The sequence below is a fragment of the Desulforamulus aeronauticus DSM 10349 genome, from assembly GCF_900142375.1.
In the GTDB taxonomy this organism is placed as follows: domain Bacteria; phylum Bacillota; class Desulfotomaculia; order Desulfotomaculales; family Desulfotomaculaceae; genus Desulfotomaculum; species Desulfotomaculum aeronauticum.
The window spans coordinates 144,614-171,613 of the sequence record NZ_FRAR01000004.1 but is presented as its reverse complement, the minus strand read 5'-3'; the positions used below and the strand labels follow the sequence as shown (position 1 = coordinate 171,613).

The window sequence follows — 27,000 nt, the reverse complement described above, 5'->3', positions numbered from 1 at the left end:
TGAGACAGAACATGATAGGCAAGCTTCTGGGTAACCGTTATGAAGTATTAGAGCAATTGGGCGGCGGCGGAATGGCGCTGGTTTGGAAGGGGAAAGATACCCTTTTAAATAGATTGGTTACCATTAAAGTGCTGCGGCCCGAGTATGCCAGTGATGAAGATTTTGTCCGTCGTTTCCGGCGGGAAGCCCAGGCTGTGGCCAGCCTGTCCCACCCCAATATTGTCAGCATTTATGATGTCGGACAGGAAAACGACAGTCATTACTTGGTCATGGAATATGTGGAAGGTGAAAGTCTAAAGTCACTTATTCGTCGGGAAGCTCCTTTGCCATCGACCAAGGCTATTCAACTGGGTCGTCAGATTGCTGAGGCCTTGGAACACGCCCATGAGAACAGTATTATTCACCGGGATGTCAAGCCCCATAACATTCTAATTACGAAAAACGGTAGGGCTAAGCTAACAGACTTTGGCATTGCCCAGGCCAGTGCCTCGACAATTACCCATACGGATGCCATTGTTGGCTCGGTTCACTACATCTCGCCGGAACAGGCCAAAGGAGAACCGGCCGGACCTAAATCAGATATTTATGCCTTGGGTGTGGTTCTCTATGAGATGCTTACCGGACAGGTACCTTACCAAGCAGACGGTGCCATTGGTGTAGCCTTAAAGCATATTCAGGAGCAGCCACCATCCTTGCGGGAAATCAACCCTAACATACCAGAGGATCTAGAGAAAGTAGTTCTCCGGGCTATGGATAAACTACCAGAAAGAAGACACAAAAGTGCCAGAGCCCTAGGCAAAGACCTTATCTCGATTAGTGATGAAACAAGAACGATGCTCCCCTATCTGCCTGAGGACGAAGAGCACACTCGGGTGTTGCCCAGCCCAACCTTGATTATGAAAGAAGAACCGAGAATTAGCCGTGCGTCGGATAAACCTAGCCAACGCAGGCAAATGAAGCCTGCGGCCTGGGGCATGTTGGCTTTAGTGCTGGTTCTTTTAGCAGCTGGTATGCTGTTTGTTTTTAACAGTTATTTAAATGTGGGAGAAGTCAAGGTACCTCCGGTGGTGGGGATGCACATCGATGAAGCCCGGCATGTCTTGGAAGAAAGAGGTTTAAAGGTTAGTGTTTCCACTCAGCCCCATGATACTGTAAAAAAGGATCATGTGATATCCCAAGATATGGAAGCCAACCGGATGGTGAAAAAAGGGCGAGCTATTGTCTTGGTGGTAAGTGCTGGTCAGGATTTAGTAGAAGTACCGGATGTGGTTAACTTTTCTCCGGAGGAAGCTAAATACACGTTATTTAACCAAAAATTTAAGGTAGAAGTTCTGGCAGAAGAAGAGGTTTACAGCGAAGATATCGACAAAGGCAAGGTTGCAGAACAGGAGCCCAAAGGCAAAGCTCAGGCACCCCGGGGCAGTACCATTAAACTGCATCTCAGTAAAGGTCCCAAGCCCCAAGTGCAAAAGGTGCCTAATCTGATCGGTTTAACTCAGGAAGCAGCCCTTTCTGAACTATCCCGCTTAGGCTTGGCCTTGGATGAGACCATCGGACAAGTGGAAAGCAGCGAATATTTGAGTGGGCAAATTACCAAGCAAGATCCTGCCCCGGATAGTGAACTGGAAGAGGGAAATAAAGTAAAGATAACCATTAGCACTGGCCCTGGACCTGCACCAAAGCAAATAACAGTTACTATACGTGTTCCGAATGACGGGAAAACTCACGAGGTTAAAATTGAACGACAGGATGTTCGGGGCACAGACTATCCCTATATTAGTTCTAATCAGCCTGGGGATAACGTGATCCAAGATATTCGTTTCTATGGCAAGGGCAAAATTCGGGTTTTTCTGGATGGACAACTTGAAAAAGACATACCTGTTGAATAATGCAGCTAAATCAAGGAGAGAGTTCATTAGTGTTTGAAGGGGTTTTATTTAAGGCTTACGGCGGCTTTTACTATGTGAAAAAAGGGGAAGAAATTTGGGAGTGCTCCCTGCGCGGCAAGTTTCGCCTGGGGAAGGGTACGCCGGCACTGGTAGGGGACCGGGTGCGGGTTACACCGGTGCGCGGCAATACCGGTCGCATTGATGAGGTGTTGCCCCGAAAGACAGAGTTATTCCGTCCGCCTGTGGCCAATATTGATCAAGCGGTGATTGTTTTTGCTGCTAAAAATCCTGAACCCAACTTGGCCTTGTTAGACAGGTTTTTGGTTCTAGCAGAAAGTGCTGATGTTGCCCCGGTGGTTTGTTTAAATAAGGCGGATCTACTTACCGGACACCGAGAACATGAATGGTTAAAACTTTATCGTAGAATAGGTTATCCTATTGTGATTACCAGTACCAAACAGGATCAAGGCCTGGAGGAACTACGGGAATTGCTTATGGGTAAAACCTCAGTATTTGCCGGTCCTTCCGGCGTTGGTAAGTCTAGCCTTTTAAATGCAGTACAGCCCGGTCTGGAACTGAAGACGGGGGAAATTAGTAATAAACTGAAGAGAGGCAAGCACACCACTCGACATGTAGAATTATTGCCGCTGTTGCGGGGTGGCTTTGTGGTGGACAGCCCGGGATTTTCTAGTTTGGATTTACCTCAAATGGAGCGAGTAGAATTGGGCTACCATTTCCCAGAGTTTGAGGTTTTCCGTGAAGAATGTAAATTTAACGGTTGCTTACACCACCATGAGCCCCAGTGTGCCGTTAAGCTGGCAGTGGAGCAAGGGCTTATTCAACAAGATCGCTATCAACATTATTTAACCTTTTTACAGGAAGTTATTGAGCAGGAGAGGAGATACTAAGAATGGTGAAAATAGCTCCCTCCATTCTGTCGGCTGACTTTGCAAACTTGGCTCAGTCTGTACAGATGGTGGAAAAGGCGGGCGCAGAATACCTCCATATCGATGTCATGGACGGGCATTTTGTACCCAATATTACCATTGGTCCCTTAATCGTTGAGGCACTGAGACCGCACAGCAAGATGTTCTTTGATGTGCATTTGATGATAGAGCAACCGGATCGTTATATCCCGGATTTTATTAAAGCAGGGGCAGATTTAGTGTGTGTTCATGGGGAAACCTGCAGCCACCTGCACAGAGTCATTTCCCTGATCAAAGAAAAGGGAGCCAAAGCAGGGGTAGCATTAAACCCTCACACCCCTGTTCAGTTACTTGAATATGTTTTACCCATGCTTGATCTGGTGCTACTAATGACAGTAAACCCAGGTTTTGGGGGTCAAAAATTTATCCCTGAAGTGTTGCCCAAGATTGAGACTATCTCCCGGATGATCAAAGAAAGAGGGCTAGTCACAGAAATCCAGGTGGACGGGGGCATTAATGCCCAAACAGCTTCCTTGGTGGCTAAAGCTGGAGCCAATGTGCTGGTGGCAGGCAGTGCGATCTTTGGTAGTGACAATCCGGCCCAGGCGGTACAGGAGATAAGAAAAGCAGCAGAAGAGGCTTCGGTAGTGCCAGCTAAAAGATAGCCATTGGCCGTTAGTCATTCGATAGCTAAAGGCCGTTTGCTAAAGTAGAGAGTATGAGTTGAAACAAGCTTTTGCCCAAAAGACGTTAACCAAAGGAGGTGCAGACTCATGGCTGTTTGGAAGTGTCAGAAATGTGGTGCTACTAAGGAAGGACGTTGCCGTCCTCAAAAATGCGCCTGCGGTGGGACAAAAGAGGATTACGTAAAAGAAGAAGCGAAGTAAGACGTCAGTAAAACCAAAAGCCATCAGTTACGGTTTACGTCCAACTGATGGCTTACTCTTTACTAACTTCCTAAACTGAAAACCTAAAACTAACGGCTGAAGGTCAAGTTTGATAGCAAAAGATTACTAGGCTTCGCTACCCTCATTGACCATCTCAGCAGCAAGTCGCAATGTTGCTACCGTATTTGTGAGCAAAATCTCATAAAGCATAATGGGTAGCACATCCTGTATGGTTGTCCCTAGTTCACCGGCTTGCACTTTCTTGGCGACAAGATCACCGGCCCGGTTTAGGCTATTGTTTACTAATGTAATAATTTCTTCTTGGTGTTCCTGAACAAATTTGTCTACATCGACTTTCATAAAATAAACAATCCTTTCGACATTTTTAGCAACATTATAACCCTTATGCAAACGTATTCCAATCAAAACATTTTTTGTTTGTTTTTTATATTTATCATAAACGCATATTGACCAGTTTGTGATATAATATACAATATTAATTATGGACGAGTCATTATAAAATCAGGAGGGATAGTTGTGAATCTATTAATTATGGGACCCCCTGGAGCCGGTAAAGGTACCCAGGCTGAAGTACTGGTTAAAGAATTGAACATCACCCACATCTCCACCGGGGATATGTTCCGCGCTGCCATCAAAGAAGGCACCGAAATGGGTAAAAAGGCTAAGGAATACATGGACAAAGGTGCTTTGGTGCCCGATGAAGTTGTTATTGGCATGGTAAAAGACCGTTTGTCCCAGGCTGACTGCCAAGCAGGTTTTCTGTTAGACGGTTTCCCTCGCACGGTAGAACAAGCCGCTGCTTTGGATGCTACTCTGCAAGATATGGGCATCAAGCTTGATGGCGTTGTAAATGTTGAAGTTCCGCTGGAAAAATTAATGGCCCGTTTAACTGGCCGTCGTGTGTGCAAAGGTTGCGGTGCTTCCTATCATGTCATTTTCAATCCCCCTCAGGCAGAAGGAAAGTGCAATAGCTGTGGTGGAGAATTATATCAGCGCTCCGACGACAATGAAGAATCCGTAGGTACCCGCCTAAATGCTTACATTGAGAAAACCAAGCCTCTAATTGACTATTATGAAGCAAAGGGCATTCTCAAGGGCATCAACGGAGATCAGGAAATCAGCAAAGTATTAGCTGACATTCTGGCAGCAGTAAAATAGAGTCAATAAAAACTCTCGCTATCATGGATAGCGGGAGTTTTTTTATTCTATGGACAAAAAGACTATTTGTCATTGGCAGTGGGCTTGCTTGCCTTGGTTATAGGAAGAAGTGACAGGGGTAGTAGGGGAAATAACTCTGTTGCTACAGTGTCGTGGCAGCTGGGTTAGCGTATTTTTTCTCTGTGACAAAAAATATCGTCAATATATTAAACACTCTTACCCTAACAAAAAACACAAAATTATTTAACAATCGAGAAGGAATTTATTCGAGATCGTGGAATATTCTTTTCGTAGAAATTTTTAATCAAGTCTGACTAAATAATCGACCAGGAGGTGGTCAAAGGACTGACAGTGGTGTTGGCAGAAGTTTACTCGGTACCCTATATTTAAGAGGAGGATGTTTATGAAAAAGTTTCGTTTGTATGCACTGTTAACAGCAGTGGTAATGCTGGCTGCCCTAGTAGTTGGCTGTGGCGCTGGCGGCGAAGAGAAAAAAGCAGCTGATGCTAAAGAAATCATTATTGGCGGTAACCTAGAATTAAGCGGTGCTGTGGCCACCTTTGGTACTGCCATGAAAAATGGTGCGCAATTATACTTTGATGAAGTGAATGCTGCCGGAGGCGTTCTTGGTAAGCAAATAAAATTTGAAGTGTTGGACAACAAGTCTGATGCCACCGAGGCTGCCAATGCCGCTACTCGTCTAATTACCCAGGACAAAGCTGTAGCCATCATGGGTGCAGCAACTTCCGGTAACACGATGGGTTATATGCAGGTTGCCACAGACAACAAGGTGCCGATTATCACGCCTTCTGGAACCGCTCTAGACGTTACTGTTGATCCTAATACGAAAAAAGTACGTGACTATGTCTTCCGTACTTGCTTCATCGACCCCTTCCAAGGTATTGTGATGGCTAACTTTGCTACCAATGATCTAAAAGCTAAAACGGCTGTTCTTTACGTCGATAATCAGTCTCCTTATGCTAAGGGCTTGGCTCAATTCTTTGAAGAATCTTTCATTAAGCAGGGTGGTCAAATCCTAGCGAAAGAAGCCTTTGTCCCTGAAGATCAAGATTTTAAAGCTACCTTAACGAAAATTAAAGGACTAAACCCAGACGTTATTTATGTACCTGCTTACTACGAGCCCGTTGGTAAAATCGTCAAGCAGAGTCGTGAAATTGGTATCAACGTTCCTATCCTTGGTGGTGATGGTTGGGATTCTCCCAAACTGCCTGAGATTGCCGGTGCTGCAGCTTTAAATAACACCTTCTTCACCAACCACTATTCCTCTCAGCAGGATGATCCCACGATTAAATCCTTTGTAGAAAAGTACCAGGCTAAATTCGGTCAAGTTCCTGATACTTTTGCTGCCCTTGGTTATGATACCGCTATTCTTCTGGTAGATGCCGTTAAGCGTTCTGAAGATGGCACACCCGAAAAAATTAAAGATGCCTTGATTAGTGCTAAAGAAGTGCAGGCTGTCACTGGCAAACTCTCCTTTGATGAAAACCATAACCCCATTAAAGGTGCTGTTATCTTAGAAATGAAAGACGGCAAGCAAACCTACAAGACTTACGTGAAACCCTAAATAACGAACTGGATTTAAAGTGAGGGGGAATTCCCCCTCACACTATTTACACTGATTGGGGTGGCCTCCTTGGAAGAATTTATACAACAACTAATTAACGGCATCTCGCTGGGGAGTATCTACGCACTGATCGCCCTTGGCTATACAATGGTATACGGGATTGTTAAGCTTATCAACTTTGCCCATGGTGATATTTACATGGTGGGCGCCTACTTGGGCTTCTTTGCTATTGCGATTTTGGGTTGGCCTTTCCTGCCGTCACTGCTGATGGCCATGGCTGTTTGTGCTGTGCTTGGAGTGGTTATTGAAAAACTGGCTTATAAACCATTGCGTAACGCTCCGAGAATTGCGGCCTTAATTACTGCCATCGGTGTTTCTTTATTTTTAGAATACAGTATGATGTTACTGGTGAAGCCAGAAGTTCGTTCCTTCCCGCAGGTATTGTCTGATGTGCAGTATAACCTTTTTGGCAGTTTAGTTATCAGCAGTCGTCAAGTTATTATTCTCGTGGTGACGATTGCTCTAATGCTGTTGTTACAGTATATCGTTCACAAGACAATGATAGGTAAAGCTATGCGGGCAGTTTCCCATGATAAACAAGCTGCTCAATTAATGGGGATCAGCGTTGACAACACCATTTCCTTCACCTTCGCCATTGGCTCCTCCTTGGCCGCCGCCGCCGGTGTATTGGTGGGTATTTATTACAATGCCATTAATCCGTTGATGGGGATTATGCCCGGTTTAAAAGCTTTCGTAGCTGCTGTACTGGGCGGCATAGGCATTATTCCCGGTGCTATGGCGGGTGGCTTTTTGCTGGGAATTGTGGAAGCCATGGTCAGTGGTTATGGCAAATCTCTTTACCGTGACCCGGTAGCCTTCATTATCCTTATCATCATTTTGATTGTTAAACCGGCCGGCTTGTTTGGTAAGAATGTCCGGGAGAAAGTGTAGGTGATGGTCAATGTTTCAGCGTAAGATCGGAAAACAAATTGCTATTCTGGCGGTTCTTATCATCTTCTGGGCCTCTGTTCAGGCGATGGTGGGTTTAGGTATTATTAACCCCTACTATGAGTTAAACCTGATTCTCATTGGTATTAACATTATTCTAGCTGTCAGCCTGAACTTAATTAACGGTTTTAACGGACAGTTTTCTCTTGGTCACGCTGGCTTTATGGCTGTGGGTGCCTACGGTGCGGCCATAATTACCCTAAAAACTCAGTTGCCCTTTGGGCTGGCACTTTTGTTTGGGGCACTCTTGGCCGGTATTTTTGGTATTTTAGTAGGCTTACCCACCCTGCGCCTGCGGGGTGACTATTTAGCCATTGCTACCCTTGGTTTTGGCGAAATTATTCGTGGTGTTATTGTTAACATTGATTATATCGGAGGTGCCTATGGCCTTTCCGGCATACCCAAATTAACCAACTGGACCTTGGTCTTCTGGTTAACCGTACTCACTGTTATTGTTATTGCCAACTTTGTCAACTCTACCCACGGTAGAGCAACCATATCCATCAGAGAAAACGAAATTGCCGCCGAGGCTATGGGCATTAATACCACCAAGTATAAGGTAATGGCTTTCTCCATCGGATCTCTCTTTGCCGGTCTGGCCGGTGGTTTACATGCACACTATTTTTATACCATTCAACCAGGTACCTTTAACTTTTTAAAGTCCTTTGATATTTTAGTCATGGTTGTGTTGGGTGGGCAGGGCAGTATTACCGGCTCCATTATTGCTGCCGTTGGTTTAACCATATTATCAGCCGCTTTGCAGAAATTAGCAGCTTTACGTTTGGTGATCTATGCATTATTACTGGTTATTGTCATGTTGTTTAGGCCTCAAGGTTTGATGGGCACCAAAGAGTTTAGCCTGAAAATGTTTAGACGTAAGACGAAAGATAAGGAGGGAAAACAACATGGCACTGCTATCGGTCAGTGATCTATCCATATCTTTCGGAGGTCTTAGGGCCGTCAGCAATTTAAACCTGGAACTAAACAAAAATGATTTGGCCGGGTTAATTGGTCCTAACGGAGCAGGCAAAACAACCGCATTTAATATGCTAACAGGCGTCTATCTGCCCACTGAAGGGGATATAAAATTAGATGGTAAAAGTTTGCTAGGGTTAAAGCCTTATCAAATTAATCATTGTGGGGTCGCCAGAACCTTCCAAAATATTCGTTTGTTTGGAGACCTGTCGGTAATCGATAATTTAAAAATCGCTTACCACAGCCATGCTAAATACGGAGTTTGGGGAGCCATTTGCCGCTTACCAGGTTTTTATAGTGGCGAAAAAGAGATGTATGAAAAATCGATGGAATTGTTAAAGATATTTAAACTTGAGCACAAGTGGGAGGAGTTAGCCAACAACCTTCCCTATGGTGAACAGCGAAGACTAGAAATTGCCAGGGCTATGGCTACACAGCCTCGTCTCCTGTTACTAGATGAACCGGCAGCAGGTATGAATCCTCAGGAAACTCACGAATTAATGGAAATGATTCACTGGATTCGTGATCAATTTGACCTGACGATCCTGTTGATCGAGCATGATATGTCACTAGTGATGGGGGTTTGCGAAAAAATCTACGTTTTAGATTACGGTCAGATCATTGCCCAGGGCACACCGGAAGAAATCAAGAATAATCGTCGGGTGATTGAAGCCTATCTGGGAGAGGAGGCTTCCTAATGCTAAAAGTGGAAGATATTCATGTTTATTATGGAGCAATTTACGCCATTAAAGGTATTTCCCTGGAGGTCTCCCAGGGTGAAATAGTAACGCTGATTGGTGCCAACGGGGCGGGTAAAACCACGATCCTCAATACAATCTGTGGCTTGATTAAAGCAAAAAGTGGCCAGATTCGTTTCGAAGGCAAAGAAATTACCGGCGTGGCTACCCAAGAGTTAGTGAAAAGGGGTTTAACTCAGGTTCCTGAAGGTCGCAGAATTTTTGCCAACATGCCGATTTACGAGAATCTTGAACTGGGTGCTTTCTTAAACAAAAATAAAAAAGAAGTGGCAGCAGAGATAGAAAAGGTTTACGATCGGTTTCCTAGACTTAAGGAACGAAAAAATCAATTAGCAGGCAGTTTATCTGGTGGCGAACAACAAATGTTGGCGATGGGTCGAGCTTTAATGTCAAAGCCCAGATTACTACTGTTGGATGAGCCCTCCATGGGTTTGTCACCCATCCTGGTAAAAGATATTTTCTCGATTATCAAAGAACTTAACCAACAAGGAACAACTATTTTATTGGTAGAGCAAAATGCTAAAATGGCTTTATCGATTGCTCATAGAGGATATGTAGTGGAAACAGGACGTATTGTACTGGCCGGGGATGCGGAAAATCTTCTCAATTCGTCAGAGGTGAAAAAAGCATATTTAGGTGGCTAGATTCATAAACGTCATGTAGATGCCATTTCTATGTCAATTAGTTGCACAAAAGGCTGGCTTGATTTATTAAAACATTCAAAAATATGCAGGAATTTTAATTGAATTTGTGGAATTTAAATTTATTAACCGATAATGAATAAAAACCTGGATGTGATGGGGTATGAGGAGGTATCACTTATTTCACTCAAAGGCCTGTGAATTGCGCAGTCTGCCTGTACAGGAAGTGGACGCTGCCACTTTAGTGAAAGAAGGTCAGGTATTACTGCAGTCAGGTTTGCTGGGTGGATTGTTATTGTGCGTTAACAATCATTACATGGTTGTTTTAGCATCGGATATGTCATATTCTTTGGAAAGTGAAACTTTAGGTTCCCTTGCCTGGAGAAAGGCTATTTTTATTCCAGAACAATTATCTTCTGAGGAACTAATGACCAAGTGGTTAAAGCAACCAACAGATGTACCGATAATAACCAATGCTGCGGGGCAGTTTCTTGCTATGCTGGAACCACTGGCAGTGGCCGGTGCAATACATGATGAACTAATCAAGATGCGTGCTTATTTAGACAGTGTTTTAAATCAGGTAAATGAAAGTGTTTGTGGGATTGACAGATTACACCGCGTAGTCATGTGGAATCCCAAGGCAGAAGAACTATATGGTGTAAATGCTGATTCTATTCTGACCCACCGTATTGAAGATTTTTTCTCCAATCTCAGAGTCAGTAATTGCATGCACGAAAAGAAGGAATTGAAGGGTCACTATCACCAACCCTGTGAAGGTACCCATGTGCTTATTAATTCGGCTCCGGTAATGGCGGGGGAAGAGGTACTGGGCGGCTTGTCGGTGGAAAAGGATATTACCGAGGTGGTGCAACTAAATCAGGAATTGACCCGCGCCAGTTCCCAAGTGAAGTTGCTGGAACAGGAAATAAAGAAAATGTCTGGCCAGGACGATGCCTTTCGCAAGTTGATTGGCAGGAGCCAGACTATTCGAAACCTAATTTCCTTTGGTAAAAAAGTAAGTGTTACCGATGCAACAATTCTGTTAAGGGGTGAAAGTGGCACCGGCAAAGAACTTCTTGCCCGGGCTATCCACCAGAATAGTCACCGTCACTTGTTTCCTTTTATTGTAGTCAATTGTGGAGCTATACCAGCGAACCTTTTTGAAAGTGAATTGTTTGGTTATGAAGGTGGTGCCTTCACCGGGGCGGATCGCAAAGGTAAGCCAGGTATGTTTGAACTGGCCAACGGCGGCACCTTGTTTCTGGATGAAATAGGCGAAATGCCAGTGGAAATGCAGGTTAAGCTGCTTAGAGTACTGCAGGAAGGCACCTACTATCGGGTAGGGGGGTCCCAACCGGTCCAGGTAAATGTAAGGGTTTTGGCAGCTACTCACCGTGATTTAGAGACTATGATCAGCCGAGGTCAGTTCAGAGAAGATCTATACTATCGATTAAATGTTGTTTCCTTAGAAATACCTCCCTTACGAGATCGCAGGGAGGATATCCCCGAATTGGTACACCTGTTTCTACAAGAATTCAGTCCAAAATACGATAAGTCTATCAATAAATTAGAACCTGCGGTAATGACTTCTTTCTTGGACTATTCCTGGCCGGGGAATGTGCGGGAACTGAAAAATGCTGTGGAAAGACTGGTGGTACTCACAGAAGGAGAAACCATCGACGAACAATCCTTACCGGAAAATTTACGACGAAATACTTACATTTCAGTGGTCACCAGCCCGGTGACTCAGGGAAAATTGATGAGTGTAGCTGTTGAGGCTGAAAAACAATTGATCCTAAAAACCCTGCAGCAGGTGAGAGGTAATCGCTCCGAAGCAGCCAGGGTTTTAGGAATCCCCAGAAGCACCCTTTATTATAAACTTCGTCAACTGGGCATTCCTGCAAAAGGATAAAGTATTCTTATCTTTTCTAGGAGGTGATTGGGGCTTTTAGTCGAATTATCAATAACTGTACAAAAAATTAGAAAGGGAGCAGAGAAAAAGAGATGAAAAAAAGCAAAATTTACTTTATTCTCAGCGCTTTAATGATTACAGCCCTGCTCTTAACCGGCTGCGGTGGCGGCGGCGATGAGAAGAAGCAAGCTGAGGGTGAGAAAGCTGCAACTGGTGGGGACACCATTAAAATTGGTTTCCTGGGAGCTAAAACCGGTGGACACGCAGCCTATGGTGTTGAAACCTTGAAAGGTATAAAAATGGCTGTGGAAGATATCAACACAGCTGGTGGCCTGCTAGGCAAGAAAATTGAGATTGTGGAAGAAGATCATGGCAGTAAAGTTTCCGAGGGTACTACTGTTACTCAGAAACTCATTACCCGTGATAAAGTAGTTGCCATCATTGGAGATCCTACTACCGGCATTACCAAGGCGGCAGCACCGATTGCCCAACAAAACAAAGTTGTCTTATTGTCTGCGGGTGCTGTGGGCCCCGGTGTAGTTGAAATTGGTGATTACATCTACCGTGATGTATTATTAAACTCCGTAGGGGCTCCTGCGGTAACAAAATATCTGAATGAAAAACTTGGTTGGAAAAAAGTAGTTGTCGTTACTTCTATGAACAATGATTTTAGCGTTGGTCTGACTGATTTGTTTAAAGAGGCCCTGATCGAAAACAAAATGGAGATCGTAGGGGAACAAAGTATTCAGGATGGCGACCAGAATTTTGCCGCCCAGGTTACCGCCATCAAGGATAAAAACGCCGACGGCATTATCTTCACTGGTTACTATACCGAGGGTGCACTGTTTATGAAAGAAGTACGTAAGCAGGGCCTTAAATCCGTTCTGGTTGGCGGTGATGGCCTTATGTCCGACGTATTCCTTAAAATGGGTGCCGAAGCTGTTGAAGGTTCCATGTTTTTCTGTGGCTTTGCAGTTGACGAAACCAAATCCAGTGATAAAACCAAGAAATTTATCGAGGCTTACAAAGCCGGTAACAATGGTGTACAGCCCGATTACTTCTCCGTACAGGGTTATGATGCGGTTATGTTAATTGCCGATGCCATTAAGGCAGCAAATAGTGATGACCCTGAAAAATTCCGTGTTGAACTGGCCAAAACCAAAAATTGGGAAGGCGTTTCCGGTACCATTACCTTTGACGAGAGTCGTGAGCCTATTAAAAGCCCCGTCTACTTGCTAGAAGTTAAAGAAGGTAAGTTAGCAGTTAAGGATACCATCGAAGTTAAATAATTTTCCCTGGTGAAAAAGCTTTTTTAAATGGTTGCGGCCATTGCGATTCGTAATGGCTGCAATCCTTGTTTAATCCCGATAGAAAGGATGGTTCTATGCTATCGCAGCAAATACTGAACGGAATAACACTTGGTGCTACTTATGCACTGATAGCCCTGGGTTATACCATGGTGTACGGTATAATACAATTGATCAACTTTGCCCATGGAGAAATCTATATGGTTGGGGCTTTCGTCGGGGTATTCATGATAACTGTTTTTCAACAGGGATTAGTTGTTTCTTTGGCGGCAGCTATGCTGGCTTGTGTGATTATGGGGGTTACCATAGAGCGCTTTGCCTATCGCCCTTTACGTCGTTCCACGCGTCTGGCACCACTTATTTCTGCCATTGGACTTTCCATTTTTTTACAGACCTTGATGACTAAAATTAAAGGCCCTCAGCCAATTCCTTTTCCTCATGTCATGGAAGATGCTCTCTATAAACTAGGACCCATTGAAATTAGTAAGGTGCAAATTATCATTCTGGTGGTTGCCAGCTTATTAATGGCAGGACTTCATTTTATTGTAAAATATGTGAAGATTGGCAAAGCCATGCGGGCAGCTTCCGAAGACTATGACACCAGTGCGTTAATGGGAATTAACGTCAACCGAGTAATCTCCTTTACCTTTGCCATAGGTTCTTCTCTGGCCGCTGCAGGTGGTGTGCTGGTGGGGCTATATTTTAATTCTGTATCTCCCTTTATGGGTGTTACAGCCGGCTTAAAAGCCTTTTGTGCGGCGGTACTGGGTGGAATTGGTAGTATTCCCGGAGCTATGTTGGGAGGCCTCTTTATAGGAGTTGCTGAAACATTAGGGATTGCCGGTGGCTTTGATACGTATAAGGATGCTATCGCATTTACTTTACTGATTATTGTCTTACTGTTCCGCCCAACGGGTTTGCTAGGACGTCCAATCCAGAAGAAAGTGTAGGTTAGAGCTATGGATAGTATTTTCAGCATGTTTTTGAATGATTATTATATACAGGTATTAACCATGCTGGGTATCTACCTGATAGCTGCTCTCGGGTTAAACCTGATTACCGGTGTTACTGGACAACTCTCCTTTGGTCATGCTGCTTTTTTAAGCATTGGCGCTTACACATCTGCTATTATTAGTCTTAAGCTACAGCTTCCTTTTGTAGTGGCTCTCTTAGCAGCCGGTCTCATGACAGCTATCTGGGGTATTTTGTTGGGCTATCCAACCTTACGTTTAACCGGTGACTATTTAGGTATTGCTACTTTAGGGTTCGGCGAAATTGTAAGGGTTGTCTTTTTAAACATGAAAATTACTGGCGGCGCTTTGGGGTTAGCAGGGATACCTCGTTCCACTTCACTAACGATGGTAATTATTTTGGTCTTCATTACCATTTTAGCTATGTTTCGATTAGAGAATTCTCGTTTTGGCCGATCTCTAATAGCCATCCGTGAAGATGAAATTGCAGCCGAGGCCATGGGTATTAATATAACCAAAACGAAGATTACGGCCTTTGCCTTAGGGACCTTTTTTGCAGGTGTCGGCGGTGGCCTATATGCACATTTAATTCAATATCTTAATCCGCAGGACTTTGGCTTCGTAAAATCCTTTGATTTCTTAGCCTTTATCGTGTTGGGTGGATTAGGTAGTATTCCTGGTGCTATTTTGGGGACCACTGTTTTAACCTTAGCACCTGAATTTTTACGTTTTGTAGCTGATTATCGTATGATGATTTATGGCTTACTAATGGTCTTTATGATGATCGTCCGTCCCAGAGGTTTACTGGGTGGCGTGAAATTAAGCCGTTTATTTGCTAAAAAGAAAGTGCAAACCACAGGTACTTCCGCGTCTGGCGGGGCCAACTGATGGAGGTGAGGGAATGTCAAAGACAATCTTAGAAATGGACAATGTAACCATCCGTTTCGGTGGCCTGACTGCCGTAGACAGTGTAGATATGAAAATAGAAGAAGGCACCATTCGTGCTCTCATTGGCCCAAACGGTGCCGGAAAAAGTACAATTTTTAACCTTATCACGGGGATTTACCCGCCTAGCAGTGGTGAAATTCGTTTTCGTGGTACACTTATTAATGGATATAAACCTCACTTGATTACTGAGCTGGGAATTGCTAGAACCTTTCAGAACATTCGCCTGTTCAGTGAGATGACAGTACTTGATAATGTAAAAATTGGCAGGCATTGCCGTACCAAGGCAGGTTTTTTAGGAGCACTTTTACGGGGACCAGGGGTGAAAGCTGAGGAAAGAGCAATTACCGAAGAATCCATGGAAGCCTTGAAAATACTGGAATTAGATCATAAAGCTGACGAACTGGCTAAGAACTTACCCTATGGGGAGCAGCGCCGTTTAGAGATTGCCCGGGCCATGGCCAGTAATCCCAAATTGATTCTACTGGATGAGCCGGCAGCAGGTATGAATCCTCAAGAAAAACAAACCCTTATGAGTATGATTCGCAAAATACAAGACAAAGGGTTGACCATTTTTCTGGTGGAACACGACATGAAATTTGTGATGAATTTGTCCGATCGCATTATGGTTTTAGACTATGGCAGAAAAATAGCAGCAGGTTCTCCTGCTGAAATTAAAAGTAATCCTGCCGTTATTGCCGCTTATTTGGGAAAGGAAGTGGGCTAGGCCATGATGCTTGAAATAAATGATATACATGTTTCGTATGGCGCAATACGGGCTTTAAAGGGAGTTTCCTGCCAGGTGGATCAAGGTGAAATTGTGGCCTTAATTGGAGCCAACGGTGCCGGTAAAACCACCACCCTGCGCACCATATCGGGATTAATCCGCCCTTATACAGGAACCATCTCCTATAAAGGGCAAGACATTATCAAACTGCCACCTCACCAGATCGTCAACCTGGGACTCAGTCAGGTACCCGAAGGACGCCGGGTATTTACTAGGATGACTGTACTGGAAAACCTTGAAATGGGTGCCTATAGCAGAAACGATAAAGCTAATATCAAACTGGACATTAAAAAAGTATTTGAACGTTTCCCACGTCTAGAAGAACGCAAGGGACAGTTATCTGGTACCCTCTCTGGTGGTGAACAGCAGATGCTGGCTATGGGTAGAGCTTTGATGTCTAGGCCTACTCTGTTGTTATTGGATGAACCCTCCATGGGTTTAGCTCCCATGCTGGTGCAAGAGATTTTTAGCATTATTCAGGAGATTAATCAGTCTGGTACCACCATTTTATTGGTAGAGCAAAATGCCCATATGGCTTTATCCATTGCCAACCGTGCCTATGTTCTGGAAACCGGGGAAGTGGTGCTAAGCGGTGCGGCACAAGATTTGGCCAATGACCCACAGGTACAAAAAGCCTATTTAGGAGAATAACGGAGTATACTATAGATTAGAAAAACTTGGTTTGTTTACCTGCCTGTGACCATAAGGTTATGACCTTTAGGTTATGCCTTAGGGAGCGCCAAGTCTTTAAAGACGACAGAAGCTTAGTTTGCGCTTTATACTTTCCGATATGCCAATAAAAGTAGGATCTGGTGATTATATGCACAAAGGGTTCTTGACAGTTAAAGATATGTTATATAAAGATCTCCTTCATGTTACGCCTGTTACCACCATTGGCGAGGTTAGGGAAAAGGGTGTCCCCAATCGTCCTGTGGTCCTGGCAATGGAGAAGGATAGGCTCGTTGGTGTGTTACTCTGGAAAGATGCAATTAACCGCAAGCTGGAATCGGATGTTTTAGTTCAACAAGTTATGAAAAGGGATTTCTCTTCCTTGGATGAAGATGATCTGGATAGGGAGATTTTAGCTTTCCTACCAGAATTGCGGTATCATGCCTTGGTTTGTCGTAATGCAAGGGGAAAAGTCCTGGGGGTATTGTCTTATGACCAAGTATTCCACAATCTAGCCTTAAAGCTTTGTGAAACCGAAGCCCGTATTAATGCAGTGGTTGAAACAGTAGATGAGGCCATTTGCATAGTAGACAGTAATGATATTGTTGTAACCTGGAATAGTAGGGCTGAAGAACTTTATGGTATAAAAGATCAAGACATTATTGGACAACCTGTTCATAAGTTCTTCTCCAATCTGGTGGTAACCAAAGTGAATAAGGACTGGCAGGAAATTCGTTCGCTACCTCATCAACCGCTGGAAGGTACTCATGTTTTAATTAATGCCACGCCAGTGCGTCTAGGACCTAAAGTAATCGGCGGTGTAACGGCAGAGAAAAATGTTACGGAAATTGTACAATTAAACCACAAACTTAATCAGGCCAGTGCACAAGTACAACGATTGGAAAATGAGATTCATGAGATATCCAGCAGTAACAAGAATCCCTTTGCAACCATCAAAGGTCATAATAAACGCCTGGTCGAATTAATCAATATGGCGAGAAAAGCTGCTGTTACCAACGCTGTGGTACTCCTGAGAGGAGAAAGCGGTACCGGCAAGGAACTGTTTGCCAAAGCCATCCACGATGCCAGTTCCAGGGTAGCGAAAAAGTTTTGTGTGATCAATTGTGCTGCCATCCCTCCCAGCCTTTTTGAAAGTGAAATGTTTGGCTATGAAAGCGGAGCCTTTACAGGAGCAGACAGAAAAGGTAAAGCAGGTATTTTTGAAATGGCTGATGGTGGTACCCTGTTCTTGGATGAAATTGGCGAATTGCCCTTGGATATGCAGGTGAAACTCCTGAGGGTACTGCAGGACGGTATCTTTTTCCGGGTGGGTGGCTCCACCCCCCTCAAGGTGGATGTGAGAATTATTGCTGCCACCAACCGCTCCTTAGAAGAGATGATGGCTAACGCTACTTTCCGTGAGGATTTATATTATCGTTTAAATGTAGTTTCCCTAGAAATACCACCCTTACGGGAAAGACGAGAAGATCTTCCAGAATTGGTATATCTATTTTTGCAGGAATTCAGCCAACTCTATCACAAACAGATTAGCAAGTTGGAACCGGGGGTTATGGCTACCTTCCTGGCCTACTCTTGGCCCGGAAATATCCGGCAATTAAAGAATATCATCGAAAGAATGGTCATTTTAACAGAAGACGATACTGTGCTGGAAAGCTCCATTCCAGACACCTTAAAGTTAAGTTCACGTCAGGATCAGATAAATACCGCCGTGGGTCTGGCTTCGGTTACTGAACAAACCGAGCGAGAATTAATTATTCGTACTCTAAAACAGGTTAATGGCAACCGTTCAGAGGCTGCACGGATGCTGGGCATTCCCAGGAGTACCCTTTACTATAAGATGCACCAGTTAGGCATCATGTAGCTTTAGCTAAACCTTTTTATTGAATCTATATCTGTACAAACAACACTGTCAGAAAAACCGACAATGTGTGCAATTAGTTAGACAAAAATAATATGCCTATAAAAGAAGATGCGTACATGTACGTGTCTTCTTTTATGTATACAATATTCTTGCAATTATTACTTTTCTCAAAACACGTTAACAGCGAGGTTTTTAGCTATTGCTACCAACTGTGACGTCCCTTGGTGGGAGACTATTAGTCGATTTGGCATAAAAATTGCTTTATTTTTAAGTAAGGGAGGTATCGTCCATGCGCATAAAAAAACACCCAATACTAGAATTCAAGACTGGAAAAATTGTGAAGTTTACCTTTGACGGTAGGGAATTGGAAGGTCATGAAGGGGAAACCATTGCCGCTGCGTTACACGCAGCAGGTATTCGTACGATGCGTGAGAGTGGCCACTTACACCGCCCCAGAGGGCTATTTTGTAATATAGGTAACTGTTCGTCCTGTTTAATGGTAGTGAACGGCGAACCTAACGTAAGGGTGTGCGTGGAACGACTACGTGAGGGAATGAACGTGGAAACCCAGAAGGGGAAGGGTGAGTTGAAGTGAGACAAATAGAGATTGCTATTGTTGGGGGTGGCCCGGCAGGTCTAGCGGCAGCTCTTAATGCTTCCAAACTGGGAGCCCAGGTGATTTTAATCGACCGTAACGATTACTTAGGTGGTCAGTTAATCAAGCAAACTCACCGTTTTTTTGGTTCCAAACAACAAAGGGCATCAGAGCGTGGTATTGATATTGCTTTGGAGCTGGCCAATGAGGTCATGGCCAATGAAAAAATTGAAGTACTAACGGAAGCCACGGCTCTAGGCCACTATGAGGACGGAGTTCTTCTGGTAGAACAGGCTGGGAAAATCATGGCGATCAAACCAGAGCGTTTTATTGTTGCTACCGGAGGAGCAGAGAAGACGTTGCTTTTTCCTAACAACGACTTACCTGGGGTCTACGGTGCTGGAGCCGTACAAACCTTGGTTAATGTATTCGGAGTAAAGCCCGGCAAACGGGTGTTAATGGTTGGGGCTGGCAATATTGGCGTGATTGTCAGTTATCAATTGCTCCAGGCCGGAGTGGAAGTGGCTGCCATTATTGAGGGTGCTCCCCGCATCGGTGCTTACTGGGTGCACGCTGCTAAAGTAGTCCGTGCCGGGGTACCCATTTATACCCGACACACCATCCTGCGAGCTGAGGGTGAAGGTGAAGTGAAGGGGGCAGTCATTGCTCAGTTAGACGATAACTGGCAACCGATCCCAGGTACCGAAAGGGAGATTGAGGCCGATGTCATCTGTTTGTCGGTGGGTCTCACCCCTCTGACCGAATTGTTATGGCAAGCCGGCTGCCAAATGACCTTTGTGCCGGAACTGGGAGGTAATGTGCCCTTCCGCAATGAGCAATTGGAAACATCAGTACCGGGCCTTTACGTGGCAGGTGACGTTTCCGGTATTGAAGAAGCTTCCGCTGCCATGATGGAGGGTGCTCTAGCCGGCATCAATGCTGCCGCCAGTCTGGGCTATACCAGTGATACTTTGACAGCTGACCGCCAGAATGTTCTGGATCAACTGGCTGGTCTGCGTTCGGGCCCGGTGGGAGAAAAAATTCGCAAGGGCCTGGCCCAGTGCAGCCTATAAAGGAGTGAGATGTTTATGCTGTCACAAAACGGAATCCCTACCGCAGAAGAGGTAACCTCGGTACTGCCACCCGCGGAACGTTTGACCAAAGGTCCCGTAGCCATTGCCGAGTGCTTTCAAAATATACCATGCGATCCCTGCTACCACAGTTGTAAACAGGGAGCTATCCAAGAATTTAATGATATTAATGAACGTCCACAAATCAATTTTGATAAATGCAATGGCTGTGGTTCTTGCATGAGTCGTTGTCCTGGCTTAGCTATCTTTGTGGTGGATGCCACCTACTCTGATAACGAAGCCCTGGTGAAGATCCCCTACGAGTTTTTGCCCCTACCGGAGGTTGGCGAAATTGTTACGGCCATTAATCGCGGCGGGCAAGCAGTGGCAGAAGCTAAGGTGATCAAGGTGCAAAACACCAAGGTACAGGATCGTACTGTCATTGTTTGGTTGGCAGTGCCCAAGGAACAAATGATGGAAGTCCGGCACTTCAGAGTTAAGGAGGTGCGGTAAGATGTGTCAAGAAAAAGATAAAAACCTTACCATCCTGTGCCGTTGCGAGGACATTACCTTAGATGAAATCAGGGAGTACATCAATCAAGGTGTTACCGATTTAGAACAGCTAAAACGGTTGCTGCGGGTCGGTATGGGACCTTGTCAAGGGCGTACCTGTACTCCTTTGTTGATCAATGAAATTGCTAGGGCCACCGGACGCCCGGTCAAGGATATCCCTCTCACGGTATTTCGTCAACCCACCACTGCGGTGAAACTGGGAGTACTGGCGGGAGGTATCAACCATGAATAAAACAGCAGATTATGTAATTATTGGCGGTGGTGTCATTGGTTGCTCCATTGCCTATAACCTAGCTAAAAAAGGTGCTAAAAACATTGTTCTTATTGAAAAGAAATACCTCACCAGCGGTGCCACCGGACGCTGCGGTGCCGGTGTGCGTATGCAGTTTGGTACCGAGACTAACTGTCTGCTGGCCAAAAACAGTATCGAAATGTTTGAAAACCTGGAGGAAGAACTGGGTTATCAGGACAGTATCGAATTTAAGCAGGGGGGCTACCTGCTATTGGCCTATACCGAGAAGATGGTAGAACAATTTCACAAGAACCTGGGAGTACAGCACAAGCTGGGGATTCCTTCCCGCTGGGTTACCCCGGAAGAGTCCAAAGAGATCGTACCTCATTTAAACACCCAGGGTTTACTGGGAGCAACCTTCTGTGGCAAAGATGGCCATTGTAACCCCTTTAAAACCACCGATGCCTACGCCAAGGCGGCAGAGCGTCTGGGTGTAGAAATTATGACGTACACCGAGGTCAAGCAATTGCTGGCCCAGGATGGTAGGATTACCGGGGTGGAAACTGACAAAGGTGTCATCGAAACTCCCGTGGTAGTACTTTGTGCCGGCTCCTATTCCCGGGATTTAGCCGCCACCATCGACATCGATTTACCCATTACACCTGAGCGTCACCAAATCTTAGTTACCGAGCCGGTAGAGATGATGCAGGGTCCCATGGTTATGAGTTTCTACCATGGGCTGTACTGTCAGCAGGTACCTCACGGCAGCTTTGTCATGGGACTGGGTGACCCCAACGAACCAAAGGAATATAATTTTAACGGCAGCTGGCAGTTCCTGCACGAGATGGCTGCCAAGGCTACCTTCTTGCTGCCACCACTGGCTAATCTTCGGGTAGTGCGTCAGTGGGCCGGTCTTTACGACCTTACTCCGGACCGTCAGCAGATTTTAGGCAGTGTTCCCGGTTTTGAAGGAGTTCATCTAGCTGCGGGCTTCTCCGGACATGGCTTTATGATTGCACCGATGACCGGCAAACTGATGGCGGAACACATTTTAGGTGAGGAAACCAGCCTGCCCATCAGCATGTTCGACTTTAGCCGCTTTGCCCGGGGAGAATTGTTTGTGGAGCCTTCGGTAGTGTAGTAAAGGTTAATCAGAAAATAACACCATCCCCAAACTAACCCTTTGCAATAAGTTAGCGAACATCAAATAGAATAGACAACAGGAGTGTGAAAATACTTGAGAATAGCATTAAACGAAGCCCGTTGTTCAGGCTGTCGCACCTGTCAGGTCATTTGCGGCTTGCACAACTTTGCGGAGAACAACCCCAAAAAGGCGGCTTTGAAAATCATTGGTCACTTTCCCGCTCCTGGACACTACGAGATTAAAATTTGCGACCAGTGTGGGGTTTGTGCTGCCACCTGTCAATTTGCAGCAATTTATGAGATAGCCGGTGTTTATCACATCGATAAAAAAAAATGCACGGGTTGTGGTGAATGCATGGAAGCCTGTCCCTCGCAAGCTATGTTTCGTCACCGTGCGGAACAGGCACCTATTAAGTGTGTAGCCTGCGGCCAATGTGTGGAACTTTGTCAGCGAGGTGCCTTATACGATGCAGACAGCAAGGAGGTGCAGTAGCATGAATGGCTATGGTGGGAACGTTTTGCGCCTTAATCTTTCTACTGGAGAAGTGAAAGTTCAACCCTTGGGGGTAGAGATGGCCCGTGAATGGATTGGTCAACGGGGCTTCATTGCTAAGATTCTGTGGGATGAATTAAAACCCGGCATCGACCCCCTGGGTCCAGACAATAAATTGGTAATGTCCACCGGCCCTCTGGCTGGCACTTTGGTACCTGCAGGCGGTAAGGTAAGCTTCGGGGCTAAATCACCGGCCACCGGTATTTATGGCGAGAGTTGCATGGGTGGTCACATTGCTGCTGAAATGAAATATGCCGGCTACGATGTTATTATTTTAGAAGGTGCTGCTGCAAAACCCAGTTACCTCTATATTGAAGACGATAAAGTTGAAATACGGGATGCTGCCCATGTGTGGGGTAAGGGTGCAATGCAAGCTGAAAAAGCCCTCAAAGATGAACTGGGTGAAGATTTTCAAATTTGCACCATTGGACCCGCCGGTGAAAAATTGGTGAAATATGCCTGCATCTCCCACGATTTTGGCCGTCAGGCAGGACGCACCGGCATGGGTACCGTGATGGGCAGTAAGAATATCAAAGCCATTGCCATTTGTGGCAGCAAGAGCATTCCCCTGGCAGATATGACTACTGCTGTAGCCAAGGGAAAGGAAATGTTGAAGGGTTGCTTTGCTAAGGAAAACCTGGACGAATGGCAGGATTATGGTACAGCAGGTGTTCCTGTGTGGGCTAATAAAATTGGTGCTTTTCCCACTAAAAACTTCCAATCTTCCTATCTGGAGGGTAACGAAGCCTTAGATGGTAAGATTATGCGAGAGAAAATGGTGATTAATGACAAGGGGTGCTTTGGTTGCCCCAGCCCCTGTGGTAAATACTGTTACGTTAAGGAATATGATGTCTATACCGAGGGCCCGGAATATGAAACCACAGCTCTAATCGCTGGTAGTTGTGTATTCACCGATATTGAGCAGGTGGGTTATATGAACTACCTCTGTGATGAAATGGGTCTAGATACCATCTCTGCCGGGAATGTCATCGGTTTTGCGATGGAATGTTTTGAAAAGGGTATTATCACCACTGAACAGGTGGGACGTGAAATTAAATTTGGCGATGTGGACAGTTTTAAGTTCTTGGCAGAACAAATCACGACTCGGCAGGGCATCGGTAATGTTCTGGCCGAGGGTGTTAAATACGCAGCAGAACAATTTGGCCGTGGCTCAACGAATTTTGCCATTCAAATCAAAGGCCTGGAGTGGAGTGGTTACGAATCTCGCAGCGCTCCGTCCAACATGCTGGCTTATATGACCTGTGATCTGGGTGCCCACCACAGTCGCGCCTGGTCCGTTACCCATGACATGGCCGTAGGTAGGAAGGTGTTGGAAGGTAAGGCCCAAAAGGTAGTGGAACTGCAGCATATTCGTCCATTCTTTGATCTCATTGGTTGCTGCCGTCTACAGTGGGTTGAAATCGGCTTTGAATTGGAACACTATCCAGAGATCTTCCGATATATTACCGGTTTTGACTATTCCCAGGACGATCTCATGAAGATATCTGAAAAGGTATGGAACCTTACCCGGGCCTTTGCCTGGAGAGAAATTGAGGATTACGGTAGAAAGTACGACTATCCACCGGCCCGTTTCTATGAAGAAGCAGTGACCAGTGGCCCCAATGCCGGAGATACCCTTACCAAAGAAGCTCTGGAATACCTGCTGGATGACTATTACAACCTGCGTGGCTGGAATAAAAACGGTCTACCCACCCGAGAGAAACTGGAGCAGATGGGGCTTGGGTTTGTGGTACAGGAATTGCAAGGACTTAGTAGAAAGTTGGCGTAAGAAACTGGATTTGCCTCCATCAGAAAGTGATCAACGCATGAACCTACAAAATGCGCAGATTTTGTAGGGGTCGATGCCCACATCGGCCCCTACAGACTGTTGCAAGAGGGAGGGAATTACTTTGCAAATTACCATACGAGTCACAGGTTTGCTCACCGAATACTTCCCCGCTGGCAAAGGAATACTCCCGGTGTTTTTGACGGCACCTTCTACAGTTCAAGAAATATTGCGGCAAATAAAAGTAAACTCGGAGCTGGTCATGACCGTAGTGGTCAATGGACAGCGTCGAGACTTATCCTACACTCCTCAGGACGGGGAAGAGATAGTGTTGATTTCTCCATTGGCCGGGGGGTAAGGACCTTTGCTTTAAGTCAAAAAGTTGAAGGCATCTTTACCCCTTGACGTAACATAAAGTAGGAGTTAATCTATTCTTAATTATCTAAATAGTTAGAATAAATTCGTCTTTTTTGACAAATTTTAGGGGGTAACCCCTTGACGGGGAGTGAAAGTGTGACAGAACTCTCATCGGTTCCAAAACTGCCACAGACAAAGGTTGTCGTTAATCAGGCCTGGTGTAAAAAGTGCGGTATCTGTATCGCCTTCTGTAATAAGACCGTGTTAGCCTTCGGAGAAGGCAACAGGGTAGAGGTGGCTCAACCGGAAAAGTGCGTGAGTTGTGGAATTTGCGAAAACTTCTGCCCGGATTATGCCATCACTTTGGAGGTGGAAGAAGCATGAGTACAGAACCACGTCTGATACAGGGAAATGAAGCCTGTGCCGAGGGAGCCATTTACGCCGGAATGCGTTTTTATGCTGGTTATCCCATTACACCTTCCACCGAAATCGCTGAAATTTTGGCTAGAAGATTACCTCAGGTGGGGGGTAAGTTTCTCCAAATGGAAGATGAAATTGCCAGTATGGCGGCGATCATTGGTGGGTCACTCACCGGTGCCAAAGTAATGACCGCTACCAGTGGCCCAGGTTTTTCTTTAAAGCAAGAGAACATTGGCTACGCCTGTATGGCGGAAATACCTTGCGTCATTGCTAATGTGCAGCGTCTTGGCCCCAGTACCGGTGTGGCTACCGCCCCGGCTCAGGGAGATGTTATGCAGGCTCGCTGGGGTACCCATGGAGATCATCCCATTATTGCCCTCACTCCCTCTTCGGTCCGGGAAGCCTTCGAGCTAACCGTAAGGGCCTTCAATTTAGCAGAACAATTTAGAGTTCCCGTCATTCTCTTAATGGATGAAGTGGTTGGTCATATGCGGGAGAAGGTAACTTTACCGCAGCCCGGTGAATTTCCCGTGGTAAACCGGGTTAAGCCCACATGCAGCCGGGAGAATTATTATCCCTACAAAGCTGATGGCGACAAGACACCACCTATGGCCTGTTTTGGTGAGGGTTATCGTTATCATGTTACGGGGCTATTCCACGATGAGAGTGGTTTTGCCACTGAGAAACCGGAAATTATCGATTGGCAATTAAAGCGTTTACATGAGAAAATCAATCAGCACTTGGATGAAATTATCACCTATACCAGTGAAGAGACAGAGGATGCAGATTTAGTGGTTATTGCCTACGGAGGAACTGCCCGGGCTGTTAGTAGGGCGGTTAAGCTAGCCCGTCAGGAAGGCCGTAAAGTTGGTATTTTCCGTCCCCAGACCATTTGGCCTTTCCCAGAGGCAGCCATCGGAGAATTGGCCGCCAGCGGTAAGAAACTGTTGGTAGCAGAAATGAATTATGGTCAACTGCTTTTGGAGGTTCAGCGGGTCGCTGCAGGGCGCTCAGAGGTACATAGCTGCCTACAAAGTAACGGAGAATTAACCCAACCGGATGTTATTTTAACTAAAATCAGGGAGGTGTATGAACATGCTCCCGGAAATTGAACAATATTTTCGGCTGGAAAAGTTACCCCATATGTGGTGCCCCGGCTGTGGTAACGGCATTATACTACACAGTCTGGTAAAGGCTATCGATAAATTATGTCTGGATCAGGATCGTACGACAATGGTTTCCGGTATTGGCTGTGCCGCGAGGGCTTCAGGTTATCTGGATTTTGATACGTTGCATACTACCCACGGTCGGGCGCTGGCCTTTGCCACGGGGGTTAAATTTGCCAAACCGGAGCTAAATGTTTTTGTTCTCACCGGTGACGGAGATTGTACGGCCATTGGCGGCAACCATTTTATTCATGCTGCCCGTCGCAATATTAACCTTACCACCATAGTATTTAATAATAACATTTATGGGATGACCGGTGGTCAGTATTCACCGATGACCCCCAACTCCTGCCGAGCTACCACTTCTCCCTACGGCAACCTGGAACGTCCTTTTAACTTAACTGAATTAGCGATTGCTGCAGGAGCTACCTTTGTGGCTAGAACTACTACCTACCATACCAAACAATTAACAGACCTCATTATTGAAGGCCATAAAAACAAAGGCTTTTCGCTTATAGAAGTGATCACACACTGCCCAACGTCCTTTGGTCGGCAGAATAAAATGGGAACTCCGGCAGATATGTTAAAATGGCAGCGAGATCATGGTATTTCGGCTATGCGATATGAAAATTTAAACCCCGAAGAACGGGCGGATAAATTCATTATTGGTGTGTTGCATAAAACCGAGGCACCAGAGTATACGACAGAGTACCAGAAACTATTAGAAAAACTTGGTTAACGCCATACCCTAACACGGGTACGAGAGCCTTTAGCGTTAACACCC

At 45.4% G+C, this 27,000-nt stretch carries 29 protein-coding genes; 28 read left to right on the top strand and 1 reads right to left on the bottom strand.

Annotated features, from left to right (window positions below; all coding sequences use genetic code 11):
- The first annotated feature begins 11 nt into the window (after positions 1-11).
- The 4 genes from pknB to BUA78_RS20950 all read left to right on the top strand — a co-directional run bounded on the left by pknB (position 12) and on the right by BUA78_RS20950 (position 3,702).
- Complete coding sequence (gene pknB, locus BUA78_RS00800; RefSeq protein ID WP_072910376.1) at positions 12-1,889, top strand: Stk1 family PASTA domain-containing Ser/Thr kinase; 1,878 nt, start codon at positions 12-14, stop codon at positions 1,887-1,889.
- Positions 1,890-1,918: 29 nt separating this feature from the next.
- Entirely contained in the window at positions 1,919-2,797 is an 879-nt protein-coding gene (gene rsgA / locus BUA78_RS00795) for a ribosome small subunit-dependent GTPase A (protein ID WP_072910375.1), read from the top strand.
- A 2-nt stretch (positions 2,798-2,799) separates the two neighbouring features.
- Positions 2,800-3,480, top strand: coding sequence for a ribulose-phosphate 3-epimerase (gene rpe, locus BUA78_RS00790; protein ID WP_072910374.1), 681 nt, complete (start codon positions 2,800-2,802; stop codon positions 3,478-3,480).
- A gap of 108 nt (positions 3,481-3,588) precedes the next feature.
- Entirely contained in the window at positions 3,589-3,702 is a 114-nt protein-coding gene (locus tag BUA78_RS20950; RefSeq protein ID WP_338011586.1) for an RCKP-type rubredoxin-like domain-containing protein, read from the top strand.
- A gap of 126 nt (positions 3,703-3,828) precedes the next feature.
- On the opposite strand, the gene BUA78_RS00785 is transcribed toward BUA78_RS20950, so the two are convergent.
- The gene (locus BUA78_RS00785) at positions 3,829-4,062 is read right to left on the bottom strand and encodes a hypothetical protein (RefSeq protein WP_072910373.1); all 234 of its coding nucleotides are present in this window, start codon (positions 4,060-4,062) and stop codon (positions 3,829-3,831) included.
- A 177-nt stretch (positions 4,063-4,239) separates the two neighbouring features.
- On the opposite strand from BUA78_RS00785, the gene BUA78_RS00780 reads away from it, so the two are divergent.
- The 24 genes from BUA78_RS00780 to BUA78_RS00665 all read left to right on the top strand — a co-directional run bounded on the left by BUA78_RS00780 (position 4,240) and on the right by BUA78_RS00665 (position 26,955).
- Positions 4,240-4,881 carry an adenylate kinase gene (locus BUA78_RS00780; protein ID WP_072910372.1) on the top strand — a complete coding sequence of 214 codons (642 nt, stop codon included), beginning with the start codon at positions 4,240-4,242 and terminating at the stop codon, positions 4,879-4,881.
- 403 nt (positions 4,882-5,284) lie between these two features.
- Complete coding sequence (locus tag BUA78_RS00775; RefSeq protein WP_072910371.1) at positions 5,285-6,466, top strand: ABC transporter substrate-binding protein; 1,182 nt, start codon at positions 5,285-5,287, stop codon at positions 6,464-6,466.
- A gap of 69 nt (positions 6,467-6,535) precedes the next feature.
- Positions 6,536-7,417: a branched-chain amino acid ABC transporter permease gene (locus BUA78_RS00770; RefSeq protein ID WP_072910478.1), complete on the top strand. Its 882-nt coding sequence runs from the start codon at positions 6,536-6,538 to the stop codon at positions 7,415-7,417.
- A gap of 10 nt (positions 7,418-7,427) precedes the next feature.
- Entirely contained in the window at positions 7,428-8,402 is a 975-nt protein-coding gene (locus BUA78_RS00765) for a branched-chain amino acid ABC transporter permease (RefSeq protein WP_072910370.1), read from the top strand.
- Positions 8,380-9,147 (top strand): ABC transporter ATP-binding protein, encoded by a 768-nt coding sequence (locus BUA78_RS00760; RefSeq protein ID WP_072910369.1) that lies wholly within the window; start codon positions 8,380-8,382, stop codon positions 9,145-9,147. Before BUA78_RS00765 ends, BUA78_RS00760 begins: the two co-directional genes overlap by 23 nt.
- Positions 9,147-9,851, top strand: a complete 705-nt coding sequence (locus tag BUA78_RS00755; protein ID WP_072910368.1) for an ABC transporter ATP-binding protein — start codon at positions 9,147-9,149, stop codon at positions 9,849-9,851. The genes BUA78_RS00760 and BUA78_RS00755 overlap by 1 nt, the downstream gene beginning before the upstream one ends.
- Before the next feature lie 160 nt (positions 9,852-10,011).
- Entirely contained in the window at positions 10,012-11,760 is a 1,749-nt protein-coding gene (locus BUA78_RS00750) for a sigma-54 interaction domain-containing protein (RefSeq protein WP_072910367.1), read from the top strand.
- Between the two features lie 92 nt (positions 11,761-11,852).
- A complete protein-coding gene (locus BUA78_RS00745; RefSeq protein WP_072910366.1) occupies positions 11,853-13,049 on the top strand; it encodes an ABC transporter substrate-binding protein in 1,197 nt (398 codons plus the stop codon).
- Between the two features lie 95 nt (positions 13,050-13,144).
- A complete protein-coding gene (locus tag BUA78_RS00740) occupies positions 13,145-14,017 on the top strand; it encodes a branched-chain amino acid ABC transporter permease (protein ID WP_072910365.1) in 873 nt (290 codons plus the stop codon).
- Between the two features lie 9 nt (positions 14,018-14,026).
- Positions 14,027-14,926, top strand: coding sequence for a branched-chain amino acid ABC transporter permease (locus BUA78_RS00735; RefSeq protein WP_072910364.1), 900 nt, complete (start codon positions 14,027-14,029; stop codon positions 14,924-14,926).
- 13 nt (positions 14,927-14,939) lie between these two features.
- Positions 14,940-15,710, top strand: coding sequence for an ABC transporter ATP-binding protein (locus BUA78_RS00730; RefSeq protein ID WP_072910363.1), 771 nt, complete (start codon positions 14,940-14,942; stop codon positions 15,708-15,710).
- 6 nt (positions 15,711-15,716) lie between these two features.
- Positions 15,717-16,421 carry an ABC transporter ATP-binding protein gene (locus BUA78_RS00725; protein WP_072910477.1) on the top strand — a complete coding sequence of 235 codons (705 nt, stop codon included), beginning with the start codon at positions 15,717-15,719 and terminating at the stop codon, positions 16,419-16,421.
- Between the two features lie 169 nt (positions 16,422-16,590).
- Positions 16,591-18,321, top strand: coding sequence for a sigma 54-interacting transcriptional regulator (locus tag BUA78_RS00720; protein WP_072910362.1), 1,731 nt, complete (start codon positions 16,591-16,593; stop codon positions 18,319-18,321).
- Between the two features lie 289 nt (positions 18,322-18,610).
- On the top strand, positions 18,611-18,916 hold the full coding sequence (locus BUA78_RS00715; RefSeq protein WP_072910361.1) for a (2Fe-2S)-binding protein: 306 nt from the start codon (positions 18,611-18,613) through the stop codon (positions 18,914-18,916).
- Entirely contained in the window at positions 18,913-19,989 is a 1,077-nt protein-coding gene (locus tag BUA78_RS00710) for an NAD(P)/FAD-dependent oxidoreductase (protein ID WP_072910360.1), read from the top strand. The genes BUA78_RS00715 and BUA78_RS00710 overlap by 4 nt, the downstream gene beginning before the upstream one ends.
- Positions 19,990-20,004: 15 nt before the next feature.
- A complete protein-coding gene (locus tag BUA78_RS00705) occupies positions 20,005-20,499 on the top strand; it encodes a 4Fe-4S binding protein (protein WP_072910359.1) in 495 nt (164 codons plus the stop codon).
- 1 nt (position 20,500) lies between these two features.
- Positions 20,501-20,791, top strand: coding sequence for a (2Fe-2S)-binding protein (locus tag BUA78_RS00700; RefSeq protein ID WP_072910358.1), 291 nt, complete (start codon positions 20,501-20,503; stop codon positions 20,789-20,791).
- Positions 20,784-21,932, top strand: a complete 1,149-nt coding sequence (locus tag BUA78_RS00695) for an NAD(P)/FAD-dependent oxidoreductase (protein WP_072910357.1) — start codon at positions 20,784-20,786, stop codon at positions 21,930-21,932. Before BUA78_RS00700 ends, BUA78_RS00695 begins: the two co-directional genes overlap by 8 nt.
- 96 nt (positions 21,933-22,028) lie before the next feature.
- Positions 22,029-22,427, top strand: a complete 399-nt coding sequence (locus BUA78_RS00690) for a 4Fe-4S binding protein (protein WP_072910356.1) — start codon at positions 22,029-22,031, stop codon at positions 22,425-22,427.
- Between the two features lies 1 nt (position 22,428).
- Positions 22,429-24,276, top strand: coding sequence for an aldehyde ferredoxin oxidoreductase family protein (locus tag BUA78_RS00685; protein ID WP_072910355.1), 1,848 nt, complete (start codon positions 22,429-22,431; stop codon positions 24,274-24,276).
- A gap of 121 nt (positions 24,277-24,397) precedes the next feature.
- The gene (locus BUA78_RS00680; protein ID WP_072910354.1) at positions 24,398-24,631 is read left to right on the top strand and encodes a MoaD/ThiS family protein; all 234 of its coding nucleotides are present in this window, start codon (positions 24,398-24,400) and stop codon (positions 24,629-24,631) included.
- Positions 24,632-24,768: 137 nt separating this feature from the next.
- Positions 24,769-25,014 carry a 4Fe-4S dicluster domain-containing protein gene (locus BUA78_RS00675; RefSeq protein WP_338011583.1) on the top strand — a complete coding sequence of 82 codons (246 nt, stop codon included), beginning with the start codon at positions 24,769-24,771 and terminating at the stop codon, positions 25,012-25,014.
- Positions 25,011-26,162 carry a 2-oxoacid:acceptor oxidoreductase subunit alpha gene (locus BUA78_RS00670; RefSeq protein WP_072910353.1) on the top strand — a complete coding sequence of 384 codons (1,152 nt, stop codon included), beginning with the start codon at positions 25,011-25,013 and terminating at the stop codon, positions 26,160-26,162. The genes BUA78_RS00675 and BUA78_RS00670 overlap by 4 nt, the downstream gene beginning before the upstream one ends.
- Positions 26,146-26,955 carry a 2-oxoacid:ferredoxin oxidoreductase subunit beta gene (locus BUA78_RS00665; RefSeq protein WP_072910352.1) on the top strand — a complete coding sequence of 270 codons (810 nt, stop codon included), beginning with the start codon at positions 26,146-26,148 and terminating at the stop codon, positions 26,953-26,955. The genes BUA78_RS00670 and BUA78_RS00665 overlap by 17 nt, the downstream gene beginning before the upstream one ends.
- Positions 26,956-27,000: the final 45 nt, after the last annotated feature.

What these genes read in the sequence shown, in the direction of transcription:
- BUA78_RS00725 (WP_072910477.1), top strand. Translation starts at nt 15,717, where the DNA reads ATGCTTGAAATAAATGATATACATGTTTCGTATGGCGCAATACGGGCT.
- BUA78_RS00695 (WP_072910357.1), top strand. Translation starts at nt 20,784, where the DNA reads ATGAATAAAACAGCAGATTATGTAATTATTGGCGGTGGTGTCATTGGT.
- BUA78_RS00720 (WP_072910362.1), top strand. Translation starts at nt 16,591, where the DNA reads ATGCACAAAGGGTTCTTGACAGTTAAAGATATGTTATATAAAGATCTC.
- BUA78_RS00745 (WP_072910366.1), top strand. Translation starts at nt 11,853, where the DNA reads ATGAAAAAAAGCAAAATTTACTTTATTCTCAGCGCTTTAATGATTACA.
- BUA78_RS00670 (WP_072910353.1), top strand. Translation starts at nt 25,011, where the DNA reads ATGAGTACAGAACCACGTCTGATACAGGGAAATGAAGCCTGTGCCGAG.
- BUA78_RS00735 (WP_072910364.1), top strand. Translation starts at nt 14,027, where the DNA reads ATGGATAGTATTTTCAGCATGTTTTTGAATGATTATTATATACAGGTA.
- BUA78_RS00765 (WP_072910370.1), top strand. Translation starts at nt 7,428, where the DNA reads ATGTTTCAGCGTAAGATCGGAAAACAAATTGCTATTCTGGCGGTTCTT.
- rpe (WP_072910374.1), top strand. Translation starts at nt 2,800, where the DNA reads ATGGTGAAAATAGCTCCCTCCATTCTGTCGGCTGACTTTGCAAACTTG.
- BUA78_RS00715 (WP_072910361.1), top strand. Translation starts at nt 18,611, where the DNA reads ATGCGCATAAAAAAACACCCAATACTAGAATTCAAGACTGGAAAAATT.
- BUA78_RS00750 (WP_072910367.1), top strand. Translation starts at nt 10,012, where the DNA reads ATGAGGAGGTATCACTTATTTCACTCAAAGGCCTGTGAATTGCGCAGT.
- BUA78_RS00685 (WP_072910355.1), top strand. Translation starts at nt 22,429, where the DNA reads ATGAATGGCTATGGTGGGAACGTTTTGCGCCTTAATCTTTCTACTGGA.
- BUA78_RS00775 (WP_072910371.1), top strand. Translation starts at nt 5,285, where the DNA reads ATGAAAAAGTTTCGTTTGTATGCACTGTTAACAGCAGTGGTAATGCTG.
- BUA78_RS00760 (WP_072910369.1), top strand. Translation starts at nt 8,380, where the DNA reads ATGGCACTGCTATCGGTCAGTGATCTATCCATATCTTTCGGAGGTCTT.
- BUA78_RS00705 (WP_072910359.1), top strand. Translation starts at nt 20,005, where the DNA reads ATGCTGTCACAAAACGGAATCCCTACCGCAGAAGAGGTAACCTCGGTA.
- BUA78_RS00665 (WP_072910352.1), top strand. Translation starts at nt 26,146, where the DNA reads ATGCTCCCGGAAATTGAACAATATTTTCGGCTGGAAAAGTTACCCCAT.
- BUA78_RS00785 (WP_072910373.1), bottom strand. Translation starts at nt 4,062, where the DNA reads ATGAAAGTCGATGTAGACAAATTTGTTCAGGAACACCAAGAAGAAATT.
- BUA78_RS00700 (WP_072910358.1), top strand. Translation starts at nt 20,501, where the DNA reads ATGTGTCAAGAAAAAGATAAAAACCTTACCATCCTGTGCCGTTGCGAG.
- BUA78_RS00740 (WP_072910365.1), top strand. Translation starts at nt 13,145, where the DNA reads ATGCTATCGCAGCAAATACTGAACGGAATAACACTTGGTGCTACTTAT.
- pknB (WP_072910376.1), top strand. Translation starts at nt 12, where the DNA reads ATGATAGGCAAGCTTCTGGGTAACCGTTATGAAGTATTAGAGCAATTG.
- BUA78_RS00730 (WP_072910363.1), top strand. Translation starts at nt 14,940, where the DNA reads ATGTCAAAGACAATCTTAGAAATGGACAATGTAACCATCCGTTTCGGT.
- BUA78_RS20950 (WP_338011586.1), top strand. Translation starts at nt 3,589, where the DNA reads ATGGCTGTTTGGAAGTGTCAGAAATGTGGTGCTACTAAGGAAGGACGT.
- BUA78_RS00755 (WP_072910368.1), top strand. Translation starts at nt 9,147, where the DNA reads ATGCTAAAAGTGGAAGATATTCATGTTTATTATGGAGCAATTTACGCC.